Genomic DNA, 12,029 nt, shown 5'->3' on the forward strand with positions numbered 1-12,029 from the left:
GCTGTAAGATAAACAGAATTTTTATAAGTATAGACAATTACAACTTAGAATATTAAGGTCCCAAATCTGACATATTCTGCTAACAAGACTTAACCCTATGCTCCCTCAAAAAACAAGGCATTTGCTATATGCCGTGTTGCTGGTGTTCATATCCATATTTGGTTCCACGGTATTAGCAAAAACAGACGTCAAACGAATTTTGACAAAAATAGTATCCACCGTTTCCGCGGAAGATGCCGGGGAAGAAGAGGTGGTTTCCGTTCCAGAGATGCCATCGGCCACAGAAGTGACCTATGCTCCGGCGAGTGCCAGTATGTTCGCGACCATTATCCAGGGGAGCGACCAACAGGTCATCTGTCCCAACGATGGAAGTACATTGGCCAAATTCTTCCTTTGTGGAACCAGTGACATCAGGACCTTGAGCCTGAGCCAATCCGGTAGTACTTACCAATGGCAACAGTTGGACCCCAATACCTGTGCCCCGACGGTAGTGGATAACTGTCCCACCATAAATGGTGCCTGTACGTGGAACACCGTGGGAACAGGAGCTACTTATAATCTTTCGACCGCAGGGGAATTCAGGGTACGGGTGAATTCTGGACAGTACTATTATTTTAAATCGACCCTTAACCCCTTGAACCCACAATTGATCAAAGAAGACATAGTTTGTGGAAATCCGGGAAGGGTGGAGGTGACCAACGTTCCTGCTGGTTATGAATACAGTTTGAACAGTCCTGCCGGACCATATCAGGACACTCCTTATTTCGATATCACTTCACCAGGGACTTACAGGGTCTATGTGCGTTTGAAAAATGTTTCCGCCAGTGCCTGTGTCTTTCCATCAAATCCTGTGACCGTGAACGACCTTGACATCAATGTGGATGTGACCGCCAACGATATTCTATGTAGCGGGGAACTGGGAAGCATTGACATCCAAGTTTCGGGAGTGCCGGGATTTTATACCTATCGTTTGATCAAAAATGGAGTGACCGTGAATACTTTCGGTCCAAACGGGGCCGATTCCTATACGTTTGCGAACATAAGCCCCGGAACCTATAGTATTCGGGTGGAGACCAACGATTGTTCCGTGACCATTACGGAAGATGTCAATGGAGATCCCATTGTAATAGGTGGGGGCATAAGTCCTTTGGCCGTATCTGCCACTGCATCGGACAGTTTCGGCTGTGGTGCCACCTCGGTCGATGTCAATTTGACCACTTCAGGGGGTACGGCCCCCTATCGCTTCAGCGTGGATGGAGCACCTTTTGGGTCAACCTATGCCAGTACTGCCAGCTTTTCGGTGACAACGGCAGGGACCTATTCCGTTTTGGTGGAAGATGCCAATGGTTGCCAACGAAGCGCTTCGGTAGATGTTCAGGATATTCCCCAGCCCATTTTCAATATCACCGAAGAAGATGCCAACTGTGGGGGTGCCAATGATGGAAGGGTCACCGTTAATGTGACCAACGGATTTGGTTACGAGATCGAATACAGTGTCAACAATGGGACCACCTATCAAATAAGCAATGTGTTCTCCAATTTGGCACCAGGCTCCTACGATGTGGTCCTAAGGTACCAACAGGATTCCTTTACCTGTACCACAACACCGCAAACCGTTACGGTGGGCACACCGTCCACCATAACTGCATCGGCCACTCCCGATTTTCAACCCACCTGTGGGAATGAAAATGGGGGGCAGATTACCATTTCAGGTGTTTTAGGGGGGACAGGACCTTATGAATATAGTATCGGTGCAGGTTTTGGGGCCAGTAATGTGTTCCCCAATTTAGGTGTGGGAACCTATACGCCCATGGTAAGGGATGCCAACGGATGTGTTGAAGCACTTCCGAACATCGTTTTCAGTACGTTGAACAAACCCACAAATCTGGATTTCAGCATTTCCAGTTTGGATTGTATCACTACCACCGCTTCTTTGGATTTGGTAGTAACTGGTGGAACGGGACCATATACCTACGAAATCATTGCCCCATCGACAAGTGCCATCAACAATGGCGCCAACAATACCTTTACAGGTTTGGGACTGGGAACCTATACGTTCAGGGTCACTGACAATGAAGGATGTTCTTATGAAGAGAATTACGCCATTACCGATATCAGTTCCATTGGTGTACAGGCCCAACAGACTAGGGTGGTGACCTGCGTTGGTGATTCCGACGGGGAAGGTCGCTTTTTGGTGGATGGCTTCAGCACCAGCTATAGCTACAGTATAGACGGAGGCCCAGTGTTCACAGGTCAGAATGGTAGTATCATTCCCGTAACAGGATTGACCGCCGGAAGTTATGTGATTTCCGTGACCGATGAAGGGACCAATTGTACCGACACGGCCACTTTGATCATTGAAGAACCATCAACCGCTTTTGATATTTCAGGCTTGAACGTAACGGACATGAGCTGTCAAAATGGAAACATTGGAGCGGTCCAGATCAATACCGTAGGAGGATGGGGAGGTAACCGATACACCTTGATCCAACCCGATGGTTCCACAAGAGGACCAAAAAGTGGAAGCACGTTCTCCAATCTTTCCTTGGATGGGACCTATCAAGTGATTGTTGCCGATGCCAATGGATGTGAGGTCACCGATAGTTTTACCTTGACCCGATTAGATGCGCCTACGCTCACGCTGGACAACGGAGTCTCTGATTTCTGTTACGATAATTTTAATGCCTCTACCTTGGCGGTTAATGCAGCAGGCGGATTGGCCCCATACCGCTACAGGATCAACGGAGGTCCTTTGGAGGCCAGCAACAGCTTTTCCGGACTTACTCCCGGAACCTATACCATCGAAGTGGTGGATGCCAACGACTGTCGAGATACGGTCACCGCTACAATTCAGCCTCAGGTGATGGCCAATGCCACCATTATCCAAGAATTGGATTGTGCAGGACCTCCGGGACAGATTCGTGTAAACATCAGTAATGGATATACCTCCGGGGGCAACTATGATATTTATGAAGTAAGTATCAATGGTGCGCCTTACACTTCAGATAACAACAACATTACAGGGAACTCGTTTGTGTACAATGTTCCCAACGATGGTTCCATCATCACGGATACAACCTTTCAGTTTTTGATTACGGATAGCCGTGGATGTACCACGCAATCGAACATGGTGACCATGTCTCCTCCCGAGACCATAGCCGGGTCTGTGGTGGGTACGGATACGCAATGTGGAGACATTTCGAGTGGTATTGTGGAGTTAGTTCCTGACACTACACAAGGTATTCCACCGTATGAATACAGTAATGACAATGGGGCGACATTCAGCAGCCAAAATATCTTTTCGGGTTATGGACCTGGAACGCACGGAGGGTTTGTCATCCGGGACAGTAGGGGCTGTGTGAGCCCGGCCTATTCCGTCACCATAGGTGCCAGTGATCCTTTGGATGCTTCCGCAACACCCACCGATGCGATTTGTTCATCGGGAGCGGTCGATGGGGAGATATTGGCATCCATCAGCAATGGGGTTGCACCTTTCGATTATGTATTGGTGGATGAATTTGGGGGAACAGTGGCATCATCAATAGGAACCACCAGTACTTCGGTGAACTTTACCAATCTACCTAGGGGCAACTATACCCTGATCACTACCGATGCCCAAGGTTGTGAGGACCGAGATCCGGTAGTGATAGACCAAAACCAATTAGATTTGATTCCTTTGGACCCAGCCCCGACAGATTGTTTTGATACTTCGTTTCCATATCGAGTCCAAGCCGTTGGCGGAACAGCACCCTACGATTTTAGATTGGTGGGTGACCCTACATGGCAGGATGGAACAGGTCCTGGAGAAGATATATTTGATGTGACCGGATTGGTGGTTCCAGGAGTGACCTACTTTGTAGAAGTGATGGATGCCAACGGTTGTACCTATATTGAAGAAATTGACCCCATTGGTCCAACCAATCCTGTTGCTGTGACCGCCACCTCCTTGGCAGCTTCCTGTAATGTGGCAGGAAGTGGCTCCATTGATTTTGAGGTATCTGGAATTTCAGCACCTGGAAACTTTACCGTCAGGGTAGAAAACACCGATACTGGAGCAACAGTTTCGACCCAACCATTTACAGGAGAAACCATTCCCTATACTGGAACCCTGACCGGATTGGCTCCTGGAAACTATCAGATTATTGTCACGGACGACTTTACGGGATGTAGCTCAAGTACCTTGGCATTCATTGACATCAGTGCTGTTTCCATAGCCATCGACAACTTTGTGGAGGCCACGTGTAATGCTGGTGCCTTGGTGACTGTCAGAGGTTTTGGAAGCACAGGTCCATACACCTATGCCTATGTGCCTTCGGGAGATCCGGCGCCGACAACATTTGTGCCGGAAACCACTTTTGAGGTTCCTGGGCCTTACCCAACGACATATGATTTCTATGCCCAAGATGCCAACGGGTGTACGGCTTTCACCACGCTTGCGGTGACCCAAGAGGCCGGTGTTCCAGACCCTATGATCGATGTGGTGAACCAATGTACGGCCACAAGCGGGTATCAAATCAATATGGTATCGCCGATCACTTCAGGTCCTGAGCCGGAAAATACATTCCAATACAACATCGGAAGTGGTTACCAGACAGGAACTACCTTTATTGTGCCCAACCCTGGCACCTATGTGATCACGGTTCGGGATGGAAACGGGTGTACCAATACCGTTACTGCGGAAGTATTCGATTTCTTCGCCATTACGGCCGATGCCACCTCTTTCCCTACCTGTAATGCAGGGGATGGAGTCATTACAGTGAACACCACGGGGGGTAGTGGAAATTTTGAATACCAATTGAGGGATGCCCTCACTTTGACAGATCTTGGACCACCACAGTACACCAACGAATTTACCGGTGTGATGCCTGGGGACTACAACATTCTGGTAACGGATTTGGATTCCAATACATCCCCATTGTGCTCGGATGAGGCCGAAGTTATTGTCTCCACAGTGGATACCCCGATCATTACCGCCACGAACAGTAGCCATGTGACCTGTAATGGGGCCGATAATGGTACTATTTCCGTAGAACTTCAACCTGGCACAGATACCGATACACCGATTCAATATATCCTGTACCAAGGTTCCAGTTCGACCATCGTGGCCGGTCCGCAAGGCTCTCCCGTTTTTGATGACCTTCAACCAGGCACCTATCAGGCCGAAGTGGTTTCCGATAGGGGATGTGCAAATAGATCAGGAGACATCATCATTGGTGAACCATCCCTATTGATGGCCAATGCAATACATACCGAATTTAGCTGTAACCCATCCAGCAATCAGTTCAGTACGGCGACCATGACCATTTATACCGATACCAATGGTGATGGAACTGGAACAGCAACTGGAACAGGTCCTTATACCTACAGCATGAACGATGGTACGCCACAGTTTGATGGCACCAATTTCCAGACCAGCAATACTTTTGAAGTGATCGATAATGGTACCAATCAGACCATTACCCTCACTGCCCGTGACTATAATGGATGCGAGGAAACATCAACCATAACCATCAACAGCCCAACAGACATCACTTTTAGTTATAATGTGAACCCTATCACTTGTGATGCTTCGGGAACGGGGGTAAGCCCAGGTTCCATTGATATCATCATCAACGAAGGACCAGGGGATTACCAAGTCGAAATTCTACCGTTGCTTTCCGAACCAGCAAGAAGTTCTGGAGGCAGTGATCGTGTAACCTGGGATATTGCCACTCCCGGTGATTATATTTTCGCCGTGACCGATGTGGGCAGTGGTGGATGTACGTATTTGACCACGACCATCAACATGCCCGAATACAATACCATCGAGGCCCTGATCGCCGAGGTGGAACCCGTGACCTGTTTTGATGGAAGAGATGGTTCCATAAGTTTGCAGATCAGCAACTATAATGGCGTGTACAATTATGAAGTGTTCACTCGTGATAATGCAGGAGTGGAAACCACTACAGGGGTAACTGGGACTTTTGATACCAATGCCCCGATCAATACTCCCGAGATCATCGAAAATTTACCTGCAGGCAACCTGATTGTCCGTATCGAGGCCGTGGATTCGCCCTATTGCGATACCGTGAGCAATGTGACCACAGTGCGCTCTCCTGATAGGGAACTGACCGTTGATTTATTGCAAACCTCCCCGGTGACCTGTAATGTGCCCGGTTTGGGTGAAATCACAGCCACTGGCGATGGTGGATGGGGAACTTACCAATATCAGTTGGTGGCATCCGATGGAACCATTTTGGTGGATTATCCCAATACCAATCCAGTATTTGAAAATCTATCTACAGATACATATACGGTAAATATCAGAGATGTGAGAGGTTGTGAGAGATTCAATACCATCAATTTGCCATTGCCTGTGGAAATCACGGCAGACATTCGTGTGGTGAGCCCATTGGCCTGTAACAACGATAATGATGGGGTCATCGAGGCTTTTGCGGTTTCGGGAGGCCAAGGACCAGGAAATTACCTATACCAATTGAACCGCATCACTGACGGTACCAATAGTGGACTCCAGACCACCCCAACCTTTGCCAACCTATCGGCGGGAGATTATACCATCACCATTTTTGACGGATGGAACTGTAGTGCCCTCACCGATGTGATCACCATTGCCGATCCAGAAATCGTGGTGGCCGAATTGGTGGAGTTGCAACCTCCGGGTTGTGGGGATTTGGGTAGAATGGAATTAACGGTCACCAATCCTGAGCCCTTGGTCGAGTATTTCTATCGTAAATCAGGTACTTCTGACCCATTTACCCCTTTTGGGGCGGGAATGACCAGTGTAGAGATCACAGTGGACATTACTATGGATGCAGGACCTTTCCAGTTTGATGTGCAGAATTCCAATGGCTGTCCTTCAGAGAAATCGAACCAGATCTCCTTGGATCCAGCGGCACCTTTGGTGGTTTCCTTGGACCTTACCAATGCAACGATCAATTGTGCAGGGGAGTCAACCGCTATCATTCGCTCGGAAGCCTTCGGGGGTATTGGAAGTTATACGTACACCTTGGTGAACACGAATACCTTGCCTGTAATGCCAGCCAATATTGTCCGTCCATCACAAAACTCAGGAATCTTTAGGGACCTGGATGTTGGCACCTACTACGTGTATGCCCAAAGTGGTGGATGTGAAGCCATGTCGGACCCTATCGTCATCGAACCTAAACCACCATTGGTATTGGAATATCTGGAAGCAGTGCCCGTCATGTGTGCCGGAGATACCAACGGACAGATCATCATCGAGGCCAGTGGAGGTACAGGAAGGATCAGGTACTCCATTTCAGATACATTGAGCGAGTTCTTTGAAGGGGATGACCCGGACAATCCAAACCGAAAAACTTTCAACGATCTTAGCCCTAGGACCTATGACATCATAATTCAGGACGATCTAGGATGTACCATAACCCGAACACTGGAAATCACCCAGCCTACGGAACTTGTCGCCGCAGTGGTTTCTACGACTCCAGAGGTATGTATGGGGGATGGTGATGGTACCTTGACCTTGGGAGTTTCTGGAGGAACGGCACCCTATTACACCAGTATAAATTCTGTGGACGATGCTGATTTTGTCCAAAATGATACCATGTTCTTTGATCATCTTCAGGGAGGGGAAACCTATGCCATCTTTATTAGGGATGCGAATGGTTGCCAGACCAACGTGATAGCAGAAATTGGCATTGGAATAAACATTATTGCTGAACCCATAGTGGAATATGGTTGTGAGGGAATATTCCCGAACAGTACGGCCACTGTCAGTATTGCAGACAGTTCACAGCTTTCCGACCTTTTGTTTTCATTGGATGTGGATGATATTCAACTGGCCACGAACCAAAGGACCTTTGGGGACCTGCCACCAGGTGAACACACGGTATATATTTACCACGCCAACGGTTGTGTGACCTTTGTGGAATTTGAAATTGATGCCTACGAGCCACTTACGCTGGAAGCCATGAAAACTGGCCCAAATGAGGTCACGGCCATTGCTACAGGCGGATTTGGGGGATATGAATATTTCTTCCAAGGGGAGTCCTATGGGGATATCAACACCTTCAACATCAATGTGGATTCAAACATCAACATCATGGTCCGGGACAGTAATGGTTGTGTGGCCAATCTGGTGCTGCCGTTCAATTTTGAGGGAATGCCCGAAATGCCGCCGTTCTTTACCCCGGATGGTGATAACCTGAACGATTACTGGTATCCAGGGAACCGTGAGTTTTTCCCCAATATCGATGTCATTATTTATGATCGATATGGTAGGGTAGTGGCCCGATTGGACCAGGTCAAAAAATGGGATGGGACCTATGAGGGCAAACCGCTGCCCACTGGTGACTACTGGTATGTGGTGAATGCAAACGATAGGGAAAAGCAACGATTTGTAGGTCACTTTACACTATACAGATAGAAGGATTTATTTTATAAATCATTGACACTAAGACTGAAGCGTATTTTGGTGTCAAGAGAGGAGCGTCTATTTTGCATTCAAGAGCAAAAGTTTTGTAGGGGCTGGGGCAAAATATCATCAAAATTTATATTTTTGCAGTCCGATTTCGGGATGTGGCCCTTCGGCCATGCTCAGGATTGACTCCGTCTGGCACCCAGACTGCTTAAAGCAGTGGACGTTTTGAAAATTGGGTATTGTTTATTGAAAATTGTTGACCGAAGGTCAAATACGGGATGTGGCGCAGTCTGGTAGCGTACACGCATGGGGTGCGTGTGGTCGCTGGTTCGAATCCAGTCATCCCGACGAACCATGGTTTTATGACACTAAGTAAAACCTTAATTAATTGAAAACCAGAAAATTAATTTTTTCTGGTTTTTTTTATTTCCATCTGAAACCATCGGTGAGGATGTCCTATAGAGTGTCCTATTTTTGTCGGGAAAAATTCCCTAAATTGTACTTCCATTATTGATTTTTCGTGTGATTTGACTTTCGCTTCAACCAATGTTTCACTTAAAGCGAGAACACATGAATACCTCTAACTCCTTCAGTATCAGTTTTTGGCTGAAAAAATCAGGAAGAAAAAAAGATGGACGGTTTCCAATTTATGTCCGGATCAGATGTAAAGGAAAAAATGCAGATCTCAGTGTCCATAGATCAACTTTTGAAGAACGATGGTGTCCTATTTTGGGAAAAATGGACCATAGGGCCAGTGAATCCGTTGTTGTAAACAAATATCTGGACGACGTCCGTGCAAAGTTGCTGGAATGCCATCGGCAACTTAGTGCCGAGAGTAACTTTATAACGGCACAATCCATCAAGCTTCGATATCTGGGAAAGGACAAGGTGATGCTCACCCTATTGGACCTTTTGGAGTACAACCGAACCTATGAGTTGCCCAAACTGGCCAAAGGGACGGTCAAGAACTATTCCTCCACAGAGACCTACCTGAAACGCTTCATTGCCAAAAAATATCGGGTACCCGATATTGGGCTGGCCTCGATAGACTATGCCTTTTTGATCGAGTTTGAAAACTTCCTGCGGAACTGCGAACCCATCAAATCGTTCCAGACATTGAACAACAACGGTATCATGAAACATATGCTGCGGTTCAAGAAATTGGTGACCATGGCCTATAAATTTGATTGTATCCCCAAGAATCCCTTCAATCTGTATAAAGTGAAAATGGAGGATTATGACAGTGCTTTCTTGGAAGAGGAGGAAATTCTGGCGCTGGACCAATTGGAATTCGAGGAAAAGGGCATGGAACTGGTCCGGGATATTTTCCTTTTTGCCTGTTATACCGGACTCAGCTACATAGAGATCAAACTTCTCAATCCCAATGGTATCGTATCCGGCATCGACGGGGAACTCTGGATCGATGTAAAACGCCAAAAGACCAAGACCGAAGTGAAGGTTCCCCTATTGCCCAAAGCCAAGAAAATCTTGGAGAAGTATGTGGATTTTCCCAAAAATGAAAATACCGTTCTTCCAGTGTATTCCAATCAAAAGGTGAACCAATACCTAAAGATCATTGCACAAAGGGCAAATATTGATAAGCACCTAACCTTCCATGTGGCCAGACATACCTTTGCAACGACAATCACCTTAATGAACGACGTGCCCATTGAGACCGTTTCCAAACTCCTCGGGCATACCAAGCTTTCAACGACCCAAAAGTATGCTAGGGTCGTGGAAAAGAAAATCAGCAAGGACATGGCCCAGTTGAAGGAGAAATTGGGAAGCGGGCAAAGTAAAGCGAACGACAATTCGGAATATCCGACCCTAAAGATTATCAGGTAATGTGACCCAGGGCTTGATATTGTTCTTTTGCCACCCATTTATTTTAGAGTTTGCTAAAATAATAAATTACTGTAACTTCGTAGTATGGATAAGAACATATGCATACGTTTGGAGGCGGATGCCAAACAGATAATGGAATGCAGGGAAACTATGCAAAATTTGGAAAATTCCATGGACTCCCTTTCAGGGATAATGAATTTAATGGGCAATCCGGTTCGGCTTAAGATTCTCTACCTTTTGAACCAAGAGCAACGCTTATGTGTCTGTGACCTTAGTGATATACTGGAAATGAATGTATCCGCAATTTCACAACATTTGCGCAAGCTCAAGGACAGAAATTTGATCACATCCCAAAAGGAAGGCCAGATGATCCATTATTCCTTGGTGACCGATCATTCGCCGTTACTTTTTCCAATTTTTGACCTGCTCGATAAAAAAGAACAAATAAAACCAGTAAACCATGAATAACAAGAAAACCTTAATGGGATCTTCCATTATTTTGGCCATGGCCACCTCCCTTTGTTGCATAGGACCACTTTTGGCCATTGTGGCCGGAACATCTGGCCTGGCGTCCAATTTTAAGTTTTTGGAACCGTTCAGACCGTATTTGATCGGAATTACGGGTTTGGTTTTGGTAGTGGCGTGGTACCAACAGTTAAGGACAGTCGCCAAAAAGGAAATAGACTGTGCATGCGATACGGACGAAAAGCCGGCCTTTTGGAAGGGTAAAATTTGGTTGATGACCATCACGGTCTTTGCCTTAGCGATGCTTGCCTTTCCCTATTATGCCCAATCTTTGTACCCGAAACAGGAAGCCAAGGGTCAAACGAACTTTTTTGCGAGCCAAGATGTCAAGGAAATCAATATTCCGGTCGTGGGAATGACATGCAGTGGGTGCGAGGCACATATTGAACACGAGGTCAATGGACTTGATGGGATCATCATGGTCAAGGCAGATTACCAAAAAGCCAATGCACAGATAATGTACGATCCCGCCAAAACCACCAGGGATGCTATCGTGAACGCCATTTTGAAAACCGGATACACCATAAAGGACCAGTGATAATGGATATCAATCTGTACTCTACAATTACCTGTCCGCATTGTGGCAATTCCAAAGAGGAAAAGATGCCTACGGATTCTTGTCAGTTCTTTTATGAATGTGAAAATTGCGGCTCCATTCTAAGGCCCAAAAATGGCGATTGTTGCGTGTATTGTTCCTTTGGTTCGGTGGCCTGTCCCCCCATTCAGGCAACATCCGGATGTTGTGGTACATGACCAAGTGACCCTGAAAATTTGTAAAGCCTTGGTTTGAACCTAAGTATTTTTATCGAAAATCTTTTTATGTTGAATCAATATATTGTAATATTGCGATAAAATAATGATATGGGACTGGCAAAGACCGAAATATTTACCGAAAACCAGAATGAGCTCGCCCTCATCGGTAAGGTATTTGCCCATCCCGCCCGGATTGCCATATTGCAGCACCTCTTCAAGGTCAAGGCCTGTGTCTGTGGTGACCTTGTGGACGAGATAGGACTGGCACAGCCTACGGTTTCACAACACTTGAAGGAACTCCGGAACATGGGACTCATCAAGGGCGATGTGGAGGGCACCAGTGTCTGTTACTGTGTCAATGTGGCAAATTGGAACGAAATGAAGGATAAGTTCAAGGCATTCCTCGATCAGGGGATTGAACTGGACCAAGAGTGCTGTTAGTATTTTTTTGAACCCATTAATCGTTTTATTGCGATTAACTAATAAACTGAAACCATAAAATAGAAAC

Annotated in this window: 6 protein-coding genes and 1 tRNA gene; all 7 read left to right on the forward strand. The window is 46.6% G+C overall.

Annotated elements, in window-relative coordinates:
- Positions 1 to 199: 199 nt before the first annotated feature.
- The 7 genes from DB398_RS06370 to DB398_RS06400 all read left to right on the forward strand — a co-directional run bounded on the left by DB398_RS06370 (position 200) and on the right by DB398_RS06400 (position 11,962).
- The gene (locus DB398_RS06370) at positions 200 to 8,404 is read left to right on the forward strand and encodes a T9SS type B sorting domain-containing protein (RefSeq protein WP_234416099.1); all 8,205 of its coding nucleotides are present in this window, start codon (positions 200 to 202) and stop codon (positions 8,402 to 8,404) included.
- Between the two features lie 268 nt (positions 8,405 to 8,672).
- Positions 8,673 to 8,746, forward strand: a tRNA-Pro gene (locus tag DB398_RS06375).
- 222 nt (positions 8,747 to 8,968) lie between these two features.
- Positions 8,969 to 10,243, forward strand: a complete 1,275-nt coding sequence (locus DB398_RS06380; protein ID WP_036385944.1) for a site-specific integrase — start codon at positions 8,969 to 8,971, stop codon at positions 10,241 to 10,243.
- A gap of 84 nt (positions 10,244 to 10,327) precedes the next feature.
- Entirely contained in the window at positions 10,328 to 10,711 is a 384-nt protein-coding gene (locus tag DB398_RS06385) for an ArsR/SmtB family transcription factor (protein ID WP_036379075.1), read from the forward strand.
- Positions 10,704 to 11,306, forward strand: coding sequence for a mercuric transport protein MerTP (merTP, locus tag DB398_RS06390; RefSeq protein ID WP_036379073.1), 603 nt, complete (start codon positions 10,704 to 10,706; stop codon positions 11,304 to 11,306). Before DB398_RS06385 ends, merTP begins: the two co-directional genes overlap by 8 nt.
- Positions 11,307 to 11,308: 2 nt before the next feature.
- Positions 11,309 to 11,521: a GDCCVxC domain-containing (seleno)protein gene (locus tag DB398_RS18520; RefSeq protein WP_081894160.1), complete on the forward strand. Its 213-nt coding sequence runs from the start codon at positions 11,309 to 11,311 to the stop codon at positions 11,519 to 11,521.
- 108 nt (positions 11,522 to 11,629) lie between these two features.
- Positions 11,630 to 11,962, forward strand: coding sequence for an ArsR/SmtB family transcription factor (locus DB398_RS06400; protein WP_036379071.1), 333 nt, complete (start codon positions 11,630 to 11,632; stop codon positions 11,960 to 11,962).
- The last annotated feature ends 67 nt before the right edge of the window (positions 11,963 to 12,029 follow it).

This window comes from Flagellimonas amoyensis, assembly GCF_003058265.1.
Classification (GTDB): domain Bacteria; phylum Bacteroidota; class Bacteroidia; order Flavobacteriales; family Flavobacteriaceae; genus Flagellimonas; species Flagellimonas amoyensis.